This is a genomic window from Listeria floridensis FSL S10-1187, assembly GCF_000525875.1.
Lineage (GTDB): Bacteria > Bacillota > Bacilli > Lactobacillales > Listeriaceae > Listeria > Listeria floridensis.
In genome coordinates, this window is record NZ_AODF01000017.1 from 1 (window position 1) to 21,432 (window position 21,432).

Consider the following 21,432-nt stretch of genomic DNA (forward strand, 5'->3'; position numbering starts at 1 on the left):
ACTGACGGATGTAATTGGCATACGCAAATTAATTGCGACAAGAATGATCCCGAAAATGAGAAAAAAACTGTTTTTCCCTGGCTCCCTCAAACTCAGGTGTTCGTAAATTTGTTTGGTCTTTCAATTGTATGACTCCTCTATCTTTAATCTTGTTTTGTACGTCGTGATGTAGGCACTGACTTCCTTCTTGGCAAGACGAGCATCCCGATTTTGAATGGCGTCGATCAGTGTTTTATGTCCGCATGAACGGTCCTTTTCGAGCTTTGTTGTGCTGTATATCGAAAGCTCAATTTCTTCAAACAAGCGTGCGTAAAGATCGACCAAAAGTTTATTGTGGGAAGCCTTTGCAATAGCTTCGTGAAGCGCGGAATCATAGGCAACAAACTGCTCGATATCGTTTTCTTTTGCTGCTTCGATACAGCGATCCGATAATTCATAGCAGTTTTTGAGATCAGCTTCCGTTCGCCGCTTACAAGCAAGAACGGCGATTTCTGTTTCAAGTGCATGACGGACTTCAAAGGTATCGCGGAACGTAGACTCGCTGATGCGACGCTGCAGGATAGCACTCAGTTCATCATTTGCCGTCACAACCGTTCCGGCGCCTTGTTTGATATCAAGCAAACCAACATGTGACAATGCACGAACAGCTTCGCGAAGTGTATTGCGACTGATCCCAAGCTCCGTCATCAAAATTTTCTCAGATGGAATTTTTGAACCAACAGGCCAAACTTCGGTTTTGATTTTCTCAAGTAAGGCATCATATGCTTGTTCCACAAGGGACTTTCGTTCAAGTTTTGCAGACATAAAAAAACTCCTTTCATTAAAAGGTAGGATGATTGGTTCAATTTTATCGTAATGCGAAATAAAAAGTAAAGTAGGGCGGCAAAAAAGTGCGGGAAAAGCCTCTCGTATGATAGAATAGAGAATGTTAAAGAAAGGGAGGTGGAAAAATGGAGTGGTTGAATCAACTTCTTAAAAAAGATACGCTGCGTCGCTTGCTCGTGTTTGTACTTCTTGGTGTGGTCTTATATTTTATACGTAGCATGATCAACTTAGTCATTTTAACGTTTATTTTTGCTTTTTTGGTCACTCGATTAGAAAATGTAATCTTAAAACGTGTTCGAGTACCGCGAAAATTGATTGTCATCGTTTTGTACTTGCTTGTAGCAGCTTTCTTGTACATCGCAATTGTGCATTATTTGCCGATTTTGATTAATCAAATTTCTGAGCTTGTGAATTTGCTCGTCAATATGTATAACCATCCGGGAGATAATCAAATTGTGGTTTGGATTGTCGAGTGGCTGAAGCAATCCAATATCGAAAAGTATTTACAGTCAGGCGTTGAATTTTTAATTGCCTCACTATCAGGAATCGGCTCAATCGGTCTATCCTTTTTCCTAGCCCTCATTTTAAGCCTCTTCTTCTCATTAGAAAAAGAACGGGTTAAACATTTTTCTGCTCAATTCTTTACAAGCAAAATTGGTTTTATTGCCCGCGATATTGCTTACTTTGGTCGCAAGTTTGTTTCGACTTTCGGTGTCGTGCTTGAAGCACAGCTTTTGATCGCGCTTGTTAATACCTTGATTACGACTTTTGCGCTTTATTTGATGCATTTTCCGCAACTTTTAAGTCTGTCAATCATGGTCTTTATTCTTGGAATGATTCCTGTTGCCGGCGTAATTATTTCGTGTGTGCCGCTCGTGATTATTGCTTATTCGATTGGTGGTTTCACGGATGTTTTCTACGTCTTACTGACAATTGTGATCGTACATGCACTTGAAACTTATGTGCTCAACCCGAAGTTGATGTCTTCAAAAACCGATTTACCAGTCTTTTATACGTTTATTGTTTTAATTTTTTTCCGAGCAGTTTTTCGGGGTTTGGGGACTAATCGTCGGGATACCGATTTTTGTTTTCCTGCTTGATGTACTCGATGTGCGCAGTACAAATGACATTCCACGTAAGAACTTTTTTGGAGGAAGGAAGAAAAAGAAACATGGAGATTCGACAAATTAAAGCAGATTATCCGTTTGATTTATTGCTTGAAGCAGATCCAAATCGCGATTTGGTTACAGATTATGCAGAGCGTGGCGAAGTCTTCCAACTTCAAACAGAAGCCGGGGAACGCATTGGTGTCTATATTTTGCTACAAACTCGCCCAGAAACGAGTGAAATTGTGAATATTGCGGTAGAAGAGAGGCAGCGGGGAAAGGGCTATGCCAAGCAGATGATTCTAGATGCCAAAATGCGTGCAGGGAAATCTGGGAGCAGAACGCTAGAGATCGGAACAGGCAACTCGTCCATCATGCAGTTAGCTCTTTATCAGCGATGTGGTTTCAGAATCACCCATGTGGAGCCAGATTTTTTCAGAAAGCATTATGAGGAACCTATTTTTGAAAATGGCTTAGAATGCCGCGATATGATACGTTTGCAAATAGATTTATAAGGTGAATAAAAAGACTGATCGGCCACTTGGCAGATCAGTCTTTTTTAACTTATTCCCATAAAAATTCAGCAATGACTTGATCGACAGCAGTGTTTTCATGCAAGTCGCTATGTCCGGCTGTTTTACCAGTAAAAACTTTGTCTTTATAGCTTGAAACTCCGTCAAAGATAAATTTGGCAGATAAGGCACTTGCAAGTGGAACACTGCCGTCACTTTTTGTTCCGTCTTTCAAATCTCCAGCAATCGTGTAAACTTTCACTGCTTTTGAAATTTTAGCCCGCTCTTTGAATAAATTTTCATAGCGTTCTGATTCAGTTTTTGGTCCGTTGTCTGCTAGTTCATAAGCACTGTCGCCGATTGCAAGCCCATTAAGAGGTGCTCCGATTAACACTAGTTTTTCAACTTGCGGGTAACTTTTATCACTCCCGGCTTGCTCCAGATAGTTTGTTAAGCTGACGCCGCCCATCGAGTGGCCAACAGCGTATATTTTGGAAATATGATATTCTCGTTTCAATGTTTTTGCAACAGTTTTAAGCCATTCCGTTTGATTTTGCATGCTGCTCTTATTATCTTCAAACAATACTTGGATCATCGGCTTGCGGCTGAATTTGCTGAATCTGCCGGAAATATCTAAAGTTCCATCACTTTTTACAGTAATAACAAGTGTTTTTGTTGCACCATCTGCTTCACGAAAGCGTGACATCATTTTTCCAAGTGAATTTTTTGTTCCGGCATAACCATGAACAAAGATAGTTGGCGGAACGATCTCAGCGTTTTTTTTTCTGTTTGTTTTCTTTTTCTTTAAGTGCGAGTACACGTTTTTCCTCTTCTTTTGCATTATGCTCGGTTACGGTTTGGTAGATAAAGCCAAAGCCGGCAATGAAAACCAGCAATCCGATGAAAAAGAATATCTTTTTTTTCATTTCTCACATTCCTTTACTTCGAGTTTTTCCAGAGAAAGTCAGCTACATAACGGTCAATTTGTGGAAGTTCATGGAGGTTGGTATGTGTCGCTTCACTTCCTTTGATGATGTGAACTTTAAGCGGCTGTTTCGTAAACAACTTCTCACCATATAAAACACTTTTCAAGCTGACCGCACCATCACTTTTACTCCCATCGTTAAGATCTCCCCCGATAATCATGATTTCAATATCTTTCGGCAAAACTTCCGCCATTTTTTTAGCGAATTTCATATGGACAATATTCGCGTTTTTGAGTTCCACCGTATCTTCACCATTAATATATTCTTCTGGATAGAACGGGACACCAAGAAACACAATTTTATTCACTTGCGGGTAGCTTTGGTTTTTTTCATAGGCAGCAAGATAAGCGATAAAAGCTCCTCCGCCCATTGAGTGACCAATGGCGTTGAACTCCATGATCTGATAGTGCTCTTTTAAATAGATCATAACTTTTTTTTGTCCATAATGCTTGTTGAGTGATGGTGGCGCTATTATTTTCAAAGACTACATTAATTAGCGGATTTTTGGCTATTTTATCATAACTTCCAGATGTTGAAATTTCACCGGAGCGACTGACGCGAATGACAAGGGTATCCGTTCCAAAATGATATTTTTGATCGAAGCGTCGAATCATTCCATGAAGAGATCTGTCTGTTCCATTATAACCATGAATAAAAATTGAAGGGATTGATTCATTTTTTACATTTTCATAAGAACTATTAAATTGAGAAAGTGAAAATAAAGCTACGATAATACATAATATTGGTATAATTCCTACGAACAAAATCCGCTTAAACATGCGTGTCAATCCTTTCCAAACATACTTTCTAAATTATACCCTTATTTACAAAAGACTGCATCTTTTTCTAAGAAAGAATTGGCATCTAATGTAAAATAATAGTATACTGAAAAAAACGAGATAGGAGGAAGTTTCTTTGATTAAACGAACAGGGGAAGTCGTTTTAAGTGTAATTGGGCTTGTTTTGGCTTTTATTTTACAAGGCGGACTGACGTATGTGGCATTCAGTTTCGTTAACGCTACAAAAACAAAAGCCGGTTATGATTCATTTGTTTCAAGCTATGAACGGACGGTGCGTGAAGCAGGAGTGAACCTGAGTGATGCACCAGCTGCTTCGAAAGTAATTGATACATTGAGTAATTTTAGCACATTTTTTGTGGTTGCACTTATCGCAATGTTCATTTTAGCAGTTTTAGGACTTGTCTTCATTATTGGGAACAAAAAACCTGTACTTGCAGGATTTCTATTTTTGTTCGCTGGTATTTGTGTCACAGCGGCAACATTCCTAGTCGGCTTTATTCCAGCATTGCTGTTTCTTATCGCAGCGATTATGTGTTGGGTACGCAAACCGAAAAACGATGGTTTTGCAGATTTCTAAAAGACTTAAAAAGACATGTCAGGTGTCTTTTTTTTGTTTAGCTCTTTTTCTTAAAGGGAAATAATGAAAGAAGAAAGAGGAGGAGATTTTTGTGAAAGAAAAGTCCGGATTGGGGTTTCTTTTCGCCCTGTTCACCCTAACAATTCTGCTTCCCGTCGTCTTCCTTCTGAAGAAACGTTCACATCTTGGGGCTGACCCGTTCCGCTCCGTATCTGAAATTAAAAATAAATATCAGTTTGAAGAAACAGCAGATGAAGAGTCAGAGTTAGCAGCGGAAAACATGGTATCAGAAGGTGCAATGACAACGGTTTGGTATGAAAACGAAAAACAGGCAGATCAATAATTCGAAAAAAGACTTGCGCGATAAAAAATGCGAAGTCTTTTTTTGATTGTGAGACATCCGCCTCAAGACTTACATTAACTTCCTTCTATAGTTTGTTACAAGCTTTTTTTTTTTGAGGTATCATAAGGTATAGTTACAGAAGGAGGAAAACATATGAAAGGCTTCATAATTGCACTTCTCGTTGTCGTTCTAGGCATTTCGATTTTTGTTTTACTGTGGCCGGCCATTCTGGCGACAATCGGTGCTGTGATTGGTTTTTATTCTTTTAAAAAACTGCTCGAATCAAAATCAGTCGGGGAAAAAAATCCTATATAGTGTATTAATCGTACTTGGCGCCCTCATGATTCTCTCTAATTTGAAAGGTGCAATTGTCGTCCTTGTCGTTGCAGCAATTTTATATTTTTTGACGAAGAATAAAAAAACGAAGAACTATCGAAATAACGATACATTTGATTACCCATATAATAAATAATTATTGGAGGAAACTATTATGGCAAACTTATTTGATAAATTAAAAGGATGGAATAAAGACATAACGAAAAAAAATAGATGAAAGAAATGAAAAGAAAACGTAACTCTGTAAGCTACTACATGGATAAAACAAAGGCAGAGATCAAAGACGCAGAACGAATGGTTGAAAAACAACGTGAACTAAAATCGCTTTTCTACAAAGAATACAAAGAAATGGAAACCTACGTGGAAAAACGTCGTCGCCAAGTGGAAATTGCTGAGGAAGCAGGCGAAACAAAATTAGCTGAGTTTGCAGAAAAAGAAGTAGATCAATATGAAGCACAGCTTGAGACAACGAAAGGTCATTACGATCAAGCGGCTGCTCGACTTGAAGAATTGGAGCTACAAATGCATGAAATGCGTTTGAAATGGAAAAACTTGAAGACACAGCATCTTGCTGAAATGGCAGAAAAAAAATGCTGAGGAAACTTCGCAAAAGATGGATAAAGTCATTCATGACATGAGTTGGGGCAGTGTTTCTGACTATCATGAAGCACAAAAACAACGCGATCTAGCTGAGGAAGCAAATAAAAAAGCTGATATGGCACAAGAACTTTCACAGTCTTTCGATGAATTGATGGATGAACTGGAAAAGAAAACGGCAAAAAGCAAGGAAATCATAAAAGGTAAGACCCAAGATTTCACTTCAATGGTAGATGAAATCATTGAACGTGAAAAGCAAAATTTCAAAAAGAAAGATCAAGCATCAATGGATGAGTTATTAGAAGATCTTGAAAAAGAATCGAAGAAGAATAGCAAAGATTCAACTAAGGATGAAGATGAATCAGAAAGTTTAATTCCTGAACTGGATAAAAAGGAAGAGGAAAAACAAGATAATCAATAAGACTAAAAAGCATCGCCGTATAATGTTCATGCGGCGATGCTTTTTTATTGAAATAAAATAGATTGGTTGATGCCCGTAACATGTAGGATATAAAGGAAGCAAATCGCCGCGTTAATAAAAGCAAGAAAAAATAATAATCCCATAGGGAATCGTTAGGTAGCGATAACCTTCAGCTGAATGATGCCTAGTTCTTCGTTTTCCGTTATAGGAAAAGCAGAAAAATACTAAAATAATGGTCATCAAAACTTGAAAAATTGCACCAAACCAGTAAAACAAATGATTACGAGAAGTATCAAGAAACAAATAACATAAAAAAGCCAGAAAATCTAAAATTAGGGAAAGAAAAACCAATTTATCACTTCCTTTTCGTCGATGGTGGTTGTTAGGCTTTTATATAGAGTTCAAATAAAATACTTACTGCAAGAAAAAGACAGATCGGCATATAAATCAAGTTATCAAATTTAGCAAAACGTGTATGCCGTTCACGCTTAAACAATCCAATTGCATTGAAATCACCGATGAGACGCAGAAAGAGGAGGATGACAGCTAAGTGAAGCCCAAAACGAACTAGAAAATGACCGGGATGAAACTGTTCCACAGTCATCATAAAAGCAAGTCCAAAAAGTAAAATTGTTACGAATAAACACACAATAAGCCCAGGGCTACGATTAAAAAGTTGTGGTTTCATTTCTGATTGATATTCAGGTAATACATTTCGAATCATATATGTGCCACCGAATCCCCAATAAAGATGGAGTATAGCGATCAGAATGATAATTGACAGTGGGAGCCAAAAAAAGATGATGGTCATAGTTTTTCCTCCTGTGTATTTTCATGCGACTATCCCATAAAACCTAACATCTTGGTTACTAAAAATTGATGACTAATTTTATTATACGTTAACTTGCTCTAAAAGTTTAGATATTCGATTAAACCAAAAAACTTTGGGTAAAGAGGTAAAGATAAGTTGCTTTTTTGTGAAAATCAGGTATAATAATTGGTATAGACCGATTAGGAATTAGGAGGCTTGTGGTCATGACGTTAAAAGTAGTGACAAATGCGACAATTTATACTGGTAAACTCGTACTAGAGAATGCTTATATTCGTTTTGATAAGCAAATTAAAGAAGTAGGTCAGATGGTGAACTTCGAAGCGCAGGCAGGAGAAGAGGTCATTGATGCGAAGGGACAAAAAATTGTTCCTGGATTTATCGATGTCCATTCACATGGCGGATACGGCCATGATGCCATGGACGCTGATCCTGAAGCACTTAAAAAGCAAGTACGTGGGATGCTTAAAGAAGGTATCACAACTTATTTCCCAACGACGATGACACAATCACCAAAGAATATTGAAAATGCACTGAAAGTAATCGGGGAAGTAGCAAAAGAAGAACCGGTTATTGGCGGTATTCACTTGGAAGGTCCATTCGTTTCGACGGTATTTAAAGGCGCTCAGCCTGAGGAATATATTATGGCACCAGATTTAGAACTTTTCAAAAAATGGTTTGATATTTCTGGGGGTATTATTAAACTGGTGACTTATGCACCAGAGCACGAAACTTCGCCGGCTTTTGAAAACCTTTGTTATGAACTGGGTGTTGTGCCGAGTATTGGACACTCAAATGATGTGCGCGAACATCTGAAAACAAGCAAGGCAACTCATGCGACTCACCTATACAATGCTTGTCACCGAATGACGCATCGTGAACCAGGTGTACCAGGTCATGTTCTTCTTGAAGATGGTATTCAAGCTGAACTGATTGTTGATGGCATCCATGTTAACCGCGATATGGTTAAACTGGCTTATAAGATGAAGGGCGCACACGGAATCTCGCTAATTACCGATTCAATGCGTGCAAAAGGTATGCCAGAAGGAAAATCTGAACTTGGTGGTCAAACCGTTATCGTAAAAGACAAACAAGCTCGTCTTGAAGACGGAACGCTTGCTGGAAGTGTGCTTACGTATGATGATGCTTTCCGCAATATGATCGAGTTTACTGGATGTACAATTGAAGAAGCTGTCTTGATGAGTTCCGTTAACCAAGCAACTGAATTCGGTCTTTCTTCAAAAGGAAGTCTTGAAGCAGGAAAAGATGCAGACTTTAATGTTTTTGACCAAGATTTACAAATTACTGCCACATATTCTTACGGCGAAAAATACGTGTGAAACGAGAGGAAGAAAAACATGCAACTTATCAAAGTAGAAGACAAATTAGCTGGATCACTTGAAGGACTTAAAATCATTGAAACAGCGATTAAAAATGGAGAAGTAAAAACACTTGGCTTAGCGACAGGGAGCACGCCTGAAACGCTGTATGCTGAATTTATTAAAAGTGATGTAGATACTAGTGGTATAACAACAGTGAACTTGGATGAATATGTAGGTCTTGCAGCAGACGACCCAAACAGTTATCATTACTATATGAATGATCTGTTATTCTCGAAAAAACAGTTTAAAGAAAGTTTCCTCCCAGATGGACTAGCTGAAGATGCAGAAGCAGAATGTGCACGCTATGAAGACATCTTGAAAGCTCATCCAGTGGATATCCAAATCCTTGGAATCGGTACAAATGGGCATATTGGTTTCAATGAACCGGGAACTGCTTTTGATTCTTTGACACACAAAGTAGTTTTGACAGAATCGACACGTGAAGCAAATAAAATTTATTTTGAAAAAGAAGAAGATGTGCCAACACATGCTTATTCAATGGGGATTAAGTCAATCATGAATGCAAAAGAAATTATTTTGTTTGCATTCGGAAAGAGTAAAGCAGAAGCTATCAAAGCAACAGTTAACGGACCAGTTGATGTAGCTTGCCCAGCATCTGCTCTTCAAAATCACCCGAACGTGACTATTATTGTGGATAACGAGGCCGCTTCACTTCTATAAAAATGAGGGCTGAAAAATGATCGATAAAAAATCAGGAATTCCAATCTACATGCAAATTCAGGCTGAAATCAAGCAGAAAATCGAAGCAGGAGTCTGGCAAGTCGGAACATCAATTCCTGCAGAAAGACAGCTTGCTGAAATGTTTCATGTAAGTCGAATGACTGTACGGCAAGCGATTCAAGGGCTTGTGGATGATAATATTTTGCAAAGACGAGTAGGAGCAGGGACATTTATTGCTGAGAAGAAACTAACGGAGCGTCTTGAAGCCGTAACAAGTTTTACAAATTTGATGCTGCAAGAAGGAAAGACACCTTCGACGCGAATCGTTTCTTACGGTATTCGCCCTGCAAGTATTCAAGAGCAGGAAGCACTTAATTTAAAAGAAAACAGCAACGTGATGAAAATCGAACGAATTCGTTATGGTGATCATGTTCCGATTCTTTTTGAGGTTGCTGCTATCCCTGAACAAATTGCCTCGCTTTTAACGAAAGAAGATATTATGGATTCACTTTATAAAGCAATTGAGACGAAGCTTGGAAGACAAATTGGAGAAGCTGAACAAATCATGGAAGCAGCGCTTGTTTCTGAAAAAGTAGCACCATTTCTTGATGTGAAATTAGGTTCCCCAGTGATGAAGCTTCGCCAAATTACCTCGCTTGACGATGGTCGACCATTTGAATTTACGCGTTCTCAGTATGTCGGGAGCCGCTTTCAGTTCGTTGCACGAATCAAACAATAGAGCTTTCATCTTTTGATGAGAGCTTTTTTATAGGGCATAAAAAAAACGCCAAAGTAGATTTACTACTTTGGCGTTTTTGCTAGTTTAATTCTAAATTCTTAGCGAGTTCATCATGAAGTCGCGCACGCTCTTTGTCAGAAACGACATAGTACCATGGACCGCCAGAAACACGGCTGCCTTCACCGGTTACTTGGAGGTTCTCAACATTGCCGAGAGCTCCTCGGTAATTTCTTGCAATTCGAGTGATATCTGTCATTGTGAAGTCTGTTTGAATGTTATCTCCAATTGCATTAAGAATGCCATCAAAGCGCCAAATTAGCCCTGTGCTAAGTGCTTTTTCAGCAATCGCAGACATTACTTGCTGTTGACGTTTTTGCCGACCGAAATCGCCTTCAGCATCTGTTTTCCGAATTCGAACATACGCGAGTGCATCTGTACCATTCAAGCTGATTTTACCTTTTTCAAAAGTTTTGCTACCAAGTTTTAGTCCGTCTTTGTCATTAGTTACTTCAACACCGCCGACAGCATCAACAAGATCTTTGAAGCCGTCCATGTTAATCTTGATGTAGTAGTTGAATGGAATGCCATTTAAAAATTGAGTTGTAGTCGCATCCGCCATTTTTACACCGCCGTAAGTATAAGCAGCATTAATTTTATGCGGATTGGAATCATATCCTGGAATGAGTGTTTTCGTATCACGCGGGATACTAAGCATTTGAATTTTATTCGTTTTTCCGTTTACAGTCGCTGCAATCAGTGTATCTGAACGTCCTTTGTCGCCTTCGCGTTCATCTACCCCGAGAATCAAGACAGAAAATGGTTGTTTTTTATCGAGAGAAACAGAAGAGTTTGCTTTTCCGCTGATTGGCGTGTGAATTTTGTCAAATGTTGAGCTGGTTTTCCAATAAGCATAGCCAAGATAACCGATCAAAGCTAGTACGAGAACGAGCAATACGATCAAGAATATCTTTAAACCTTTCCGTTTCTTTTTTCTTCTCTTGTCAGTTCGCACCTTTTTCATCCTTTCCTATTTATCAGTTACATTCATTCTATACTAATTTCAAGCATTCGTCAGCAAAATATAAAAAACGTTAAAAAATTAGACACAAATTCTTTAGAATTGTGTTTTACGGATAGAAAATCTTAAGGAAAGAATAAGAAATAGGATTTTCGTTGTTTTTAGGATTAAAAAAAAGTAATAATTAGATATTGAATAGAGATACAGATAGAAAAGGAGGGCTTCCTTTTGATCTATGCGACTTTGCTGATCTGTCTTCTTGCATCGCTTGTGCTGACGCCGCTTGTACGGAAAACAGCACTTTACTTTGATGTAACAGACAAGCCGGATAAAAGACGGGTCAACGTGAAACCTATACCGAGCCTTGGCGGGCTTGCGATTTATATCAGTTTTACGGTTGGGCTTTTCTTACTTCCAATTGATAAAGCAATTGTTTGGCCGATTTTCTTCTCTGGAACGGTCATGATGCTTACGGGATTTATTGATGATTTATTTGAAATTAAAGCACGTTATAAATTACTTGGTCAAATTGCAGCTGCCTTTATTATTGTTTTTTGGGGCGGTCTTACGATTGAGTTTATTAACCTACCGTTTGGTGGAGAATTACATTTCGGGATGTTTAGTATTCCACTTACGATTCTTTGGATTGTTGCGATTACGAATGCGGTTAATTTGATTGACGGACTGGATGGACTTGCGGCTGGAGTGTCTACGATTGCGCTGCTTACGATTCTAGGCATGGCATTTATTATGTCAGATCCGGTTGTTATTATGATTTCAGCTATTTTGATTGCGGCAACACTCGGATTTTTGCCGTTTAATTTTAACCCAGCGAAGATTTTTATGGGCGATACTGGGGCGCTTTTTTTTAGGATTCTCGATAGCTGTGCTATCCGTGATGGGCTTTAAGAACGTTACGTTTATTTCGCTGATTGTGCCGATTTTAATTTTAGGAGTTCCGATTGCGGATACGATTATTGCCATTATTCGTCGGATTGTGACGAAACAGCCGATTGCTATGGCCGATAAATCACACATTCATCATCAGTTGATGAGCCTTGGATTCACACATCGGCAGACGGTTATTTTAATTTATGCGATTTCTGCACTTTTTTCACTTTTTTCATTTATTTTTACAATGTCAACGGTGTGGGGTTCTGTACTTCTCATGGCAATTTTGATTGTGCTCGTGGAAGTACTGATAGAGTCGCTAGGGTTGATTGGACAAAATTATAGACCGATCATGAAATTGCTTAGAATTGAATCTTCAGATGAAGAGGAGAAGAAATAGATTTTCAAGACGAGTTCCGGCTGGAGTAATCTCCAGCCGGAACTTTTTTGTCTAAGGGTTATTGAAGCGAGGCTTGACTTGTGATACATTATTCAAGTAAGTCTAAAGGAGAAATGGGGAAAAAATCTATGGAAATTATTGCGACAGCAGAATCTGCACTGCAAGCTGAAAATTTGCTTCGCGCTGGGATTGATACGCTTTATGCTGGAAACAGCCGTTTTGGTCTCAGATTGCCAACTTCTTTTAGTCTTTCCGAACTAGAGGAACTTACAAAATTAGCTCATTCTTATGAAAAAGAAATCATGGTACCGGTAAACGGCTTGATGCACAATGAGCATTTGGAAGACTTGCCTGAGTTTTTACAGGCGCTATCGGAAATGAAAGTGGATAAGATTGCCTGCGGAGATCCCGGGGTTATTTTAACGCTTGAAGAACTCGAACTTGATCTGCCTTATGTGTATGATGCACAAACATTTGTAACAAGCGCAGAACAAATTGATTTTTGGGTGAAGCAAGGTGCAGTTGGTGCAGTTCTTGCACGGGAGCTTACGCGCCCTGAGGTTAGTGAAATCAGTCAAAAATTGTCTGTTCCTGTTGAGATGCTTGTTTACGGACCAACGTGTATTCACCAATCAAAGCGGAAGCTTGTTACGAACTACTACAATATTGTCGAACTAAAAGAGGATGCAAGCAAGGAACGCGGCCTTTATTTACGCGAACCGAATGATCCAGAAAGCATGCTGCCAATCTATGAAGATGAAAATGGAACACATATTTTCAGTTCGGAAGACATCAGCTTGATGCCTTATTTAGCAGAACTTTATGCGGCCGGCTTAAATACATGGAAGCTTGATGGCATTTTAATGCACGGCGCAGATTTTGTCGAAATCGCCAAGCTTTTTGTGGAAGCAAGAGACGCACTTTTGGCGGATGGTTTTGTAGCAGAAACGTTTGTAAATCGACTGGCGGAGCTCACGCCGAAAACACGGATGGTGGATGCTGGATTTTATTTGAAGGATCCAAATGAGGTCAAGTAAGGGGGACATGAAGTTGAAAACAATCACGAAAAAACCTGAGGTGCTTGCACCAGCGGGGAATTTAGAGAAGCTTAAGATTGCGATTCGCTACGGAGCGGACGCTGTTTATATTGGCGGACAAGCTTTCGGGCTGCGTTCGCGTGCTGGGAATTTCAGCTATGAAGAAATGGTTGAAGGTGTTAAATTTGCGCATGAACGAGGTGCAAAGGTTTATGTGGCAGCGAATATGGTTGCGCATGAAGGAGATACAGAAGGAGCAGGAGAGTTTTTCTTGACGCTTCGTGAAATCGGAATTGATGCAGTTATTGTATCTGATCCAGCACTGATTCAAATTTGTTTCGATAGTGCACCAGGACTTCCTGTGCATCTTTCGACTCAAGCTTCGGCAACAAACTACAAGACACTTGAATTTTGGCGGAAACGTGGCCTAGAGCGTGTAGTTTTGGCGCGTGAAGTCAGCATGAAGGAGATTCAAGAAATTGGCTCGAAAACGGAAGTGGAAATGGAAGCTTTCATTCACGGTGCGATGTGTATTTCTTATTCGGGACGCTGCACGCTTTCAAATCATATGGCGAACCGTGATGCGAACCGGGGCGGATGTGCGCAAAGCTGTCGCTGGAAATATGATTTGTTTGAAATTGACCACGGGGCTTCACGCAATTTAGTTGATGAAGATGAAGAACCTTTTTCGATGAGTGCAGTTGATTTGTCAATGATCCGTTATATTCCAGACATGGTAGATGCAGGCGTTGACAGCTTGAAAATTGAAGGGCGAATGAAGTCGATTCATTATGTCTCTACGGTGGCAAGTATTTACCGCAAAGTTGTGGATGCATATTGTGCTGATCCGGAAAACTTTGAATTTGATCCGGCTTGGGAAGATGAATTGTGGAAAGTAGCGCAACGTGAACTCTCAACTGGTTTCTTCTATAAAGAACCAACGGAAGACGAGCAATTGTTTGGGAAAACGAGAAAAATCCCGCAATATGCTTTTGCTGCACAAGTTCTTGATTATGATCCGGAAACGAAGATTGCAACGCTCGAGCAACGCAATAACTTCGGTGTCGGGGACGAAATTGAATTTTACGGACCAAGCGATACCGGCTTTAAGCAAGTCGTCGGTGAAATATGGAATGTAGATGGCGAATCAATTGATCGTGCCAAAAATGCAATGATGACGGTGAAAATGGTAGTTGATCAGCCTGTTGAACCGTTTTATTTCATGCGTAAGAAAAAATAGAAGATAAAAAAAAAGAATCTCCCGCGAAGCGGGGGATTCTTTTTTCGGGATATTACCAAGAAAAGTTGTTTAAAATAAAAAAGCGAAACTAATCCGGTTTCGCTTTTTTATTTAGTTTGCATGTACTGCCAGAGAACCTCTCCGTCGCTAAGTTGGATCGGTGTCACCTTTTGTTGTAAACGCCATTTTTTCATCTGCCGTTCGATTTTACAGGCAGATACATCATAAAACTGTGCCATCGCTTGAACAGAAGTAAGTTTCACCTCTGCCATATAATCTTCCATAGCGGGTTTTTCCGGTTCTGGGAAGTGGTTTAAAAGCTCTGAAAGAACATGAACATAAACATCATAACGATGCAGTCCGCTGAGTTTTAGGCCAGCATCTTCCACATTTCGGTTGAAAAATACAATGGTTGGATTTTCAGTAATTTCCATTTCACGCGCTACTTTTTGATCTGCAATGTAAGCTCGCTTTGCAATATTCGAAGAAAAATCTTTCTTGAATTCAGCGAGATCGAGTCCGATTTGCTCTGCCTTTTCGAACAAGTTCGTTTCATTTAGGATATCTTCACCGTAAACAAAATAAGCTTCTTGTATCTTTCGTAAAAAGGCAATGCCAAGATTTTTCCCTTGCATTTCAGCCGCTTTTACAGCGAGACAAGAAACGTAAGACAAATGTGCTTGTTCTTGTTGCTCTTTTACTGGCACCCATTCGGCCGAGCGCTTTTTCTTGCACATAAATGTCTGCAGATTGTTATGAAGAATGTATTTTAATTTAAAGTAGTTTCCGTATTCCATCTCAAGACGCCGGATGTTCGCTTCCATTTCGAAACAATCATGGCAGGCAGGATCGAAAAAGAGATAAATCTCAATCGGCTTACTGTTAGCGACAGATTTATAATAGAGATTTCGATTGATCATTTTAATCACCTGATTTTTATATTCTGATAAACAAGTTACCATCTGTTTTTGTATTCTTAAAAACCCAAAGGTTTATTTATGAAAGAAGAATACAATTAAGTTCTACATACATTTTATCAGCGTCGCATGATTTTAACAAATAATTGTATCTAGCAAATTCGATTCAAATTCATAAATGTGACTTTTTGTTAACAAAAAATCTGGATTTCCGTCATTTTCCATCAGGAATCATAACTTTTATATACGTTTTCATAAAATCGTTCAATTTTATTTGGAGCGGGTTTTTCAGTAATAGCTAGTTTTTTTAATAATTTCGAGAAAATGACTTGTCCCGCTTCGAAATTTTTTCACTTCATATTCGAGGTCATAATCTACAATGTTACCATAAAGGTTCTTATCAAATACAAGCAAACCGTCTTGATAGTCTTTTTCAGCACGAATCGTTGAAAGTGATCCAAATAATTTTAAGTCAGTATGATTGATTCCAATTGTTTGCAGCATTTCGCGTACTTGACCAGTTGGAATGTTTGCACCTTGAAAAATGGCTTCTGCTTGATCGGCACCAAGCAATTGAGTGGTTTCAAGCAAGCCGTCACCTTCTGGTGTTTTTAAGGTCAGCTCGAAATAATCTGCGCGTTTTCGAATTCGAAGAGCGCTATTATGATCTCTTAGTAAAAAATCGGGAGTATCAAAATAATAGTTTGTTTGTTCAAAAAAATCTTCTTCTTTTAAATGAAACTGTTCAACCAGCTGGTTATATTCCTCTTTGGTCAGCAAATTGCGGAATTCAATTTCCAGTTCTTTCAAGGGATCACCTCCAAAATTTTAAATAAAACTTGATAATTAAATAGTAGCACGAAAAAAATAAAAAAATACGAAGAAAGTGATAACTGCCGAACTGAGGTGAAATATGTTAAAATGAATGAGGTAGAATTATGAACTAAATCGTTTGAGGTGAGTTTTTTGAAATCCTGGGAAGATTTTTTAGCCCCGTATAAACAAGCGGTGGAAGAACTTAAAGTGAAACTAAAGGGGATGCGGGGACAGTTTCAGCTTGAGAACGACCATTCGCCAATTGAATTTGTGACCGGACGTGTAAAGCCGATCGCAAGCATTTTAGATAAAGCCAATCAAAAAAACATTCCACTCGATCATTTAGCAGAACAGATGCAAGATATTGCCGGGCTTCGGATGATGTGCCAGTTTGTTGATGATATCGAGCCCGTCGTTCATTTGCTCAGGCAGCGCAAAGATTTTCGAATAGTTGAAGAGCGTGACTACATTGCCAATAAAAAACCAAGTGGATACCGTTCGTATCATGTGGTCATTGAATATCCAGTTGAAACAATTCACGGTGAAGAAAAAATTCTTTTGGAAATACAAATTCGTACTTTGGCGATGAATTTTTGGGCGACAATTGAACATTCGCTCAACTATAAATATCAAGGCGAGTTTCCAGAAGCAATCAATAAAAGGCTGAAACGCGCCGCCGAAGCAGCCTTTCAATTAGATGAAGAAATGAGCCAAATTCGAGAAGAAATTCAAGAAGCGCAAGTATTCTTTTCGAAAAATAAAGTTGCACAAAAAAGCAAACCGCTTCACCACGGAGAACTGCCAAAAAAATAACGAGATACAAAAGGAGAATGTGAAGTGAAATATGTCATCACATCTAAGGGGGATGAAAAATCGGACTTGCTGAGATTGTCTATGATTGCAGAATTTGGTTCATATGGACTCGAATACGACGCAGAAAATCCTGAAATCGTGATTTCAATCGGCGGGGACGGAACATTACTTGCAGCCTTTCATGAATATGAAGACAAGCTTAGCGACACGGCTTTTGTTGGGATTCATACCGGACACCTTGGCTTTTATGCCGATTGGCGCCCAAATGAAGCAGAGAAGCTTGTGAAGCGGATTGCAGAAGAGAAATACGACACGGTGAAGTATCCGCTTCTTAAAACGACGGTCTGCTATTCATCTGGGAAAAAAGAAACCGAATATTTAGCGCTTAATGAATCAACTATACAAAGCTCCGGTGGACCGTTTGTGGTCGATGTCATTATTAATGGCACGCAATTTGAACGATTTCGCGGTGATGGGCTTTGCATGTCGACACCAAGTGGGACAACAGCTTATAATAAATCGCTAGGCGGTGCGCTCATACATCCGTCGATCAAATCGATGCAGCTAACGGAAATGGCTTCGATCAATAACCGTGTTTACCGGACAATCAGCAGCCCGCTGATTTTTCCAAAACATCATAAAGTAAGCTTAAAACCGGTCGATGACAGAGATTTTCAAATTTCGGTTGACCATCTCAGCGTTTTGCATCGTGATGTGCGTGAGATCATCTATGAAATTTCAGAACAAGAAATCAAATTTGCGCGCTTCCGCTCGTTTCCCTTTTGGAAACGAGTCCATGATTCCTTTATTGAAGATTAGGAGGACACTGTGTTTTTAGAATGGAAAACAGAAGAAGACGAGGTAGGAATTTTGCTTCGAACTTTTCTTCGACATAGACATATTTCAAAGCAGCTGCTCGCGTCTGTAAAGTATAGTGAAGGCGGCAAAATAGAAGTAAATGGTACCGAAGAGAATGTCTTATATCACATGCAGCCGAATGATGTTGTGCGGTTGACTTTTCCCCCAGAGAAAGAAAACGCCAAACTCATAGCGGAACACGGAACACTCAATATTATTTACGAAGACGACTTCATACTTGTACTAAATAAACCACCTGGAATGGCGTCGATTCCGGCTCAATTCCATCCAAGTGGTTCCGTTGCGAATCATTTGAAGGGCTACTATGAAACGAAAGGCTTAAAAGCCGCGATTCATATCGTAACACGGCTTGACCGAGACACATCCGGACTTATGCTTGTTGCTAAAAACCGCTTTTCCCATGCAAGACTGAGCGCAACACTACAAAATGGTCTTCTAAAGCGGCGCTATCAGGCGCTTGTCACAGGAAACCTTGATCAGCCCTCAGGTAGCATTGAAGCGCCGATCGGTCGAAAAAAAGATCTGAGTATCATGGAGCGGATTGTGACAGAAGACGGCAGATATGCCAAAACCAACTACAATCGCCTCGCAAGCTATCAAGACTTTGATCATCTTGAAATCGAGCTTGAAACGGGAAGGACGCATCAAATCCGCGTTCATTTTTCACATATCGGGCATCCGCTTCTTGGTGACGATATGTACGGTGGAACGCTCGACAAAATAGGGAGGCAGGCACTGCACTCCTATCATCTCCATTTAGTTCATCCATTCACGGAGGAGTATTTGGAATTTAACATCCCACTTTCAACTGATCTCGCAGCCATTCTAACAAAAAGTATCGAGAAATAGTTTCAAAAAACGGAGCCGTCGTGTAAAATGAGAGAAGGCAATCCGAAAAATAGGAGGAAGAAGAATGAATTTAACATTAGCAGGAAAGACCTATGTTGTGATGGGGGTCGCAAATAAAAGAAGTATCGCATGGTCAATCGCAAAATCACTCAATGAAGCAGGCGCTGACCTCGTATTTACATATGCGGATGATCGTGCTAAAAAAAAGCATTGATGAACTAAAAACATCGCTTAAAGAAAACAATCAAGATGCACTTGTTGTTCAGTGTGATGTATCAAATGAAGAAGCGATCGTAAAAGCGTTTGAAACGATTAAAACAGAAAAGGGAGCAATCAGCGGATTAGCTCACTGCATCGCCTTTGCTAATAAAGAATTTTTAACTGGCGACTATTTGGAAGTGGATCGTGAAAGCTTCCTTCAAGCGCATGAAATTAGCTCGTATTCATTCACAGCTGTAGCTCGCACGTTGAAACATCTTGATATGCTCACGGAAGATGCAAGCTTGCTTACGCTGACTTACCTTGGTGGCGAGCGCGTAGTTGAAAATTATAATATCATGGGTGTTGCCAAAGCTTCATTAGATGCTACCGTGAAGTATATGGCAATGGATCTTGGGAAATCGGGTGTTCGTGTAAACGCAATTTCTGCTGGTCCCATTCGTACTTTATCTGCACGCGGTGTAAGCAGCTTCACAAAATCGCTTGCGATTGTTGAAGAAAAAGCTCCGCTTAAGCGTTCGACTGATCCTGATGAAGTCGGAGATACTGCTCTATTCCTATTCAGTCCTTTATCACGCGGTATTACTGGTGAAATGATCCATGTCGATAACGGCTATCATATTATTGGATTTTAATTAAATGCTTTGAAGCCGAGAACTGCTACAGTTCTCGGCTTTCTTAATAGGCATAAAAAAGCAGCCGATAAGTTGATTCGGCTGCTTTTTTTTGTAGATTAATTTTTTTTCTTTTTAGTTCTTGCTTTAATTTCTTTTGAAGGGGTTCCTTTTTGAAATAGTATTTGTGGTCAGTTTTAGGATAACTTGTCGGAACCGGTTCTTTCATGAAATGAGTTAATGCTTTATCAATTTGTACCCAACCGCGCCAGCTTAAGTGAATGGGATCTTCTAAGAAATACGGACTGTCGGAATATTCTTCGAGAGAAAGGTATTTAAAGCCGTTACGTTTCACTTGAGCCTCTGTTTTTTCATAATATTTATGAAGCTCGCTTTGATTCATTCCGATGAAGTTCGTCCACTCATGATTGATCGGCGGATTGACAAACAAAACATCTGCACCCGCTTTCTTGAAGGCATCCATCACAAGTTGAAGATCATCATATTCAGGTGATTCAGCATAACTTAAGTTTTTGCGGCTATCTTTTAAAGTTCCCTCAATCGGTTTGATTTTTTTATTAAAGTAACGATCTTTGACACGGAAAACATTATTTCCCGCTTGTTTTTCGCCGGTTTCTTTGGCAAGTTCGTCAAGTTTAGTAAAATCTGGCTGTTCAGGAAGCTTTTTCAGATTTTTATCAATTTTTTCTTGTTTAGAACCTAATACAAACTTGGATTGAAGCTCGTCTTTACGTGTTAAAATTTTATATTGAATCTTACCTGCTTGTTGCGTTAAAAATGGATCATGTGGCTTATTTGGGCCAATTGTTGCAATGTTTTCAAGCAAGTTTGTAAGTGTTGAATCATTTTTTACAACTTTGAAACTAAGCAGCCTACGAGCAGCATAGCGACGCTCCGACGTTTCTTTTTCATCCTGAAGTGCAAATTCATAGGCTTGAATAGGAGAGAAAGTAGCACCGAAATGATTGTTGTCAATTCCTTTTGGCTGGAACCACTGCGGAGATAAGATAAAGACTACTTTTTTTATTTTTTTAACTGATCTTTCAGCATGTTGATGTCGAGATAATGATAAAGCGATTGCGTTCCAGGTCGTCCGATTAGAAAAGGCGTGTAACCAGCTTTGTACTTTTTAGCAAAGACACTTGGATGAAATTGATCCACCCGCGAAAGTTCAGAGGAGCCGAAAAAAGGAACATATTGACCTGATTCAAGCGCGGCTCGCTGAATGGCAACACCACCAACCACCGCTGGGTTCATGGAAGATGCTCCGTCTTCAACTGCGCGGTTTGAAACTCCTCCGAAAATGGCGCTCGGTCCAAATAAGATGAATAAAAAGATGAAGCCGGCCACAAGAATCGGCCCAAAGATCATCCAAAGCTTTTTTTTCATTACTTTAAGGCCTCAAGTTGAGTGATGATCATTTCAGGAGTAGCCCATTCGTCGCGATCAAACTCGGATACTGGAACGGTGATATCCAAGTTGCTCTCGATTTCCACAAGCAATTGAACACTTGCCATCGAATCAAGCAATCCTTCGTCGAATAAGTCGAACGTTTTGTGTTTTCTTTTTACTTCTTCTGATTCT

16 protein-coding genes and 9 pseudogenes are annotated in these 21,432 nt (G+C 39.5%); 16 read left to right on the top strand and 9 right to left on the bottom strand.

The window, feature by feature from the left end:
• Window positions 1-120 precede the first annotated feature (120 nt).
• Window positions 121-804: a FadR/GntR family transcriptional regulator gene (locus tag MFLO_RS07710; protein ID WP_036097372.1), complete on the bottom strand. Its 684-nt coding sequence runs from the start codon at window positions 802-804 to the stop codon at window positions 121-123.
• 146 nt (window positions 805-950) lie between these two features.
• Between MFLO_RS07710 and MFLO_RS07715 the strand changes: the two are divergent.
• Window positions 951-2,016: pseudogene (locus MFLO_RS07715) on the top strand (AI-2E family transporter).
• A complete protein-coding gene (locus tag MFLO_RS07720) occupies window positions 1,997-2,446 on the top strand; it encodes a GNAT family N-acetyltransferase (RefSeq protein WP_036097373.1) in 450 nt (149 codons plus the stop codon). The pseudogene MFLO_RS07715 and the gene MFLO_RS07720 overlap by 20 nt, the downstream one beginning before the upstream one ends.
• Window positions 2,447-2,495: 49 nt before the next feature.
• Here MFLO_RS07720 and MFLO_RS07725 read toward each other — a convergent pair.
• Window positions 2,496-3,369: pseudogene (locus tag MFLO_RS07725) on the bottom strand (alpha/beta hydrolase).
• Between the two features lie 13 nt (window positions 3,370-3,382).
• Window positions 3,383-4,208: pseudogene (locus MFLO_RS07730) on the bottom strand (alpha/beta hydrolase).
• Between the two features lie 136 nt (window positions 4,209-4,344).
• On the opposite strand from MFLO_RS07730, the gene MFLO_RS07735 reads away from it, so the two are divergent.
• From MFLO_RS07735 to MFLO_RS07750, 4 genes and pseudogenes are all read left to right on the top strand, one after another.
• Window positions 4,345-4,806 carry a DUF4064 domain-containing protein gene (locus MFLO_RS07735; protein ID WP_036097374.1) on the top strand — a complete coding sequence of 154 codons (462 nt, stop codon included), beginning with the start codon at window positions 4,345-4,347 and terminating at the stop codon, window positions 4,804-4,806.
• Between the two features lie 91 nt (window positions 4,807-4,897).
• Window positions 4,898-5,149 (top strand): hypothetical protein, encoded by a 252-nt coding sequence (locus MFLO_RS07740; protein WP_036097375.1) that lies wholly within the window; start codon window positions 4,898-4,900, stop codon window positions 5,147-5,149.
• Window positions 5,150-5,302: 153 nt separating this feature from the next.
• A pseudogene (locus MFLO_RS16980) lies at window positions 5,303-5,621 on the top strand (lmo0954 family membrane protein).
• 18 nt (window positions 5,622-5,639) lie between these two features.
• Window positions 5,640-6,503 (top strand): annotated as a pseudogene (locus tag MFLO_RS07750) (PspA/IM30 family protein).
• Window positions 6,504-6,885: 382 nt separating this feature from the next.
• Here MFLO_RS07750 and MFLO_RS07755 read toward each other — a convergent pair.
• On the bottom strand, window positions 6,886-7,314 hold the full coding sequence (locus tag MFLO_RS07755) for a DUF3995 domain-containing protein (protein WP_036097376.1): 429 nt from the start codon (window positions 7,312-7,314) through the stop codon (window positions 6,886-6,888).
• A 224-nt stretch (window positions 7,315-7,538) separates the two neighbouring features.
• Here MFLO_RS07755 and nagA point away from each other — a divergent pair, with 224 nt between their 5' ends.
• The 3 genes from nagA to MFLO_RS07770 are packed head-to-tail and all read left to right on the top strand — an operon-like array spanning window position 7,539 to window position 10,134.
• A complete protein-coding gene (nagA, locus tag MFLO_RS07760; RefSeq protein ID WP_036097377.1) occupies window positions 7,539-8,672 on the top strand; it encodes an N-acetylglucosamine-6-phosphate deacetylase in 1,134 nt (377 codons plus the stop codon).
• An 18-nt stretch (window positions 8,673-8,690) separates the two neighbouring features.
• A complete protein-coding gene (locus MFLO_RS07765) occupies window positions 8,691-9,395 on the top strand; it encodes a glucosamine-6-phosphate deaminase (RefSeq protein ID WP_036097378.1) in 705 nt (234 codons plus the stop codon).
• A gap of 16 nt (window positions 9,396-9,411) precedes the next feature.
• Window positions 9,412-10,134 (top strand): GntR family transcriptional regulator, encoded by a 723-nt coding sequence (locus MFLO_RS07770; RefSeq protein WP_036097379.1) that lies wholly within the window; start codon window positions 9,412-9,414, stop codon window positions 10,132-10,134.
• A gap of 79 nt (window positions 10,135-10,213) precedes the next feature.
• Here MFLO_RS07770 and MFLO_RS07775 read toward each other — a convergent pair whose 3' ends face one another.
• Window positions 10,214-11,155 (bottom strand): LCP family glycopolymer transferase, encoded by a 942-nt coding sequence (locus MFLO_RS07775; RefSeq protein ID WP_036097380.1) that lies wholly within the window; start codon window positions 11,153-11,155, stop codon window positions 10,214-10,216.
• Between the two features lie 225 nt (window positions 11,156-11,380).
• Between MFLO_RS07775 and MFLO_RS07780 the strand changes: the two are divergent.
• From MFLO_RS07780 to MFLO_RS07790, 3 genes and pseudogenes are all read left to right on the top strand, one after another.
• A pseudogene (locus tag MFLO_RS07780) lies at window positions 11,381-12,443 on the top strand (glycosyltransferase family 4 protein).
• 128 nt (window positions 12,444-12,571) lie between these two features.
• On the top strand, window positions 12,572-13,480 hold the full coding sequence (locus MFLO_RS07785) for a peptidase U32 family protein (RefSeq protein WP_036097381.1): 909 nt from the start codon (window positions 12,572-12,574) through the stop codon (window positions 13,478-13,480).
• Window positions 13,481-13,493: 13 nt separating this feature from the next.
• A complete protein-coding gene (locus MFLO_RS07790; RefSeq protein WP_036097382.1) occupies window positions 13,494-14,720 on the top strand; it encodes a peptidase U32 family protein in 1,227 nt (408 codons plus the stop codon).
• A 107-nt stretch (window positions 14,721-14,827) separates the two neighbouring features.
• On the opposite strand, the gene yjbH is transcribed toward MFLO_RS07790, so the two are convergent.
• Window positions 14,828-15,640 (bottom strand): protease adaptor protein YjbH, encoded by an 813-nt coding sequence (gene yjbH, locus MFLO_RS07795; protein WP_036097387.1) that lies wholly within the window; start codon window positions 15,638-15,640, stop codon window positions 14,828-14,830.
• A 221-nt stretch (window positions 15,641-15,861) separates the two neighbouring features.
• Window positions 15,862-16,447 (bottom strand): annotated as a pseudogene (locus tag MFLO_RS07800) (CYTH domain-containing protein).
• 156 nt (window positions 16,448-16,603) lie between these two features.
• Here MFLO_RS07800 and yjbM point away from each other — a divergent pair.
• The 4 genes and pseudogenes from yjbM to fabI all read left to right on the top strand — a co-directional run bounded on the left by yjbM (window position 16,604) and on the right by fabI (window position 19,848).
• Complete coding sequence (gene yjbM, locus MFLO_RS07805; RefSeq protein ID WP_036097383.1) at window positions 16,604-17,266, top strand: GTP diphosphokinase; 663 nt, start codon at window positions 16,604-16,606, stop codon at window positions 17,264-17,266.
• 24 nt (window positions 17,267-17,290) lie between these two features.
• Window positions 17,291-18,085 carry an NAD kinase gene (locus MFLO_RS07810; protein ID WP_036097384.1) on the top strand — a complete coding sequence of 265 codons (795 nt, stop codon included), beginning with the start codon at window positions 17,291-17,293 and terminating at the stop codon, window positions 18,083-18,085.
• Between the two features lie 9 nt (window positions 18,086-18,094).
• Complete coding sequence (locus MFLO_RS07815; protein WP_036097385.1) at window positions 18,095-18,994, top strand: RluA family pseudouridine synthase; 900 nt, start codon at window positions 18,095-18,097, stop codon at window positions 18,992-18,994.
• Window positions 18,995-19,058: 64 nt separating this feature from the next.
• Window positions 19,059-19,848: pseudogene (gene fabI / locus MFLO_RS07820) on the top strand (enoyl-ACP reductase FabI).
• A 43-nt stretch (window positions 19,849-19,891) separates the two neighbouring features.
• Here fabI and dltD read toward each other — a convergent pair.
• Together dltD and dltC are read right to left on the bottom strand one after the other, a co-directional pair.
• Window positions 19,892-21,237: pseudogene (gene dltD / locus MFLO_RS07825) on the bottom strand (D-alanyl-lipoteichoic acid biosynthesis protein DltD).
• Window positions 21,237-21,432, bottom strand: a 196-nt coding sequence (gene dltC, locus MFLO_RS07830; RefSeq protein ID WP_036097386.1) for a D-alanine--poly(phosphoribitol) ligase subunit DltC, incomplete at its 5' end; no start/stop codon positions are given. The pseudogene dltD and the gene dltC, both read right to left, overlap by 1 nt.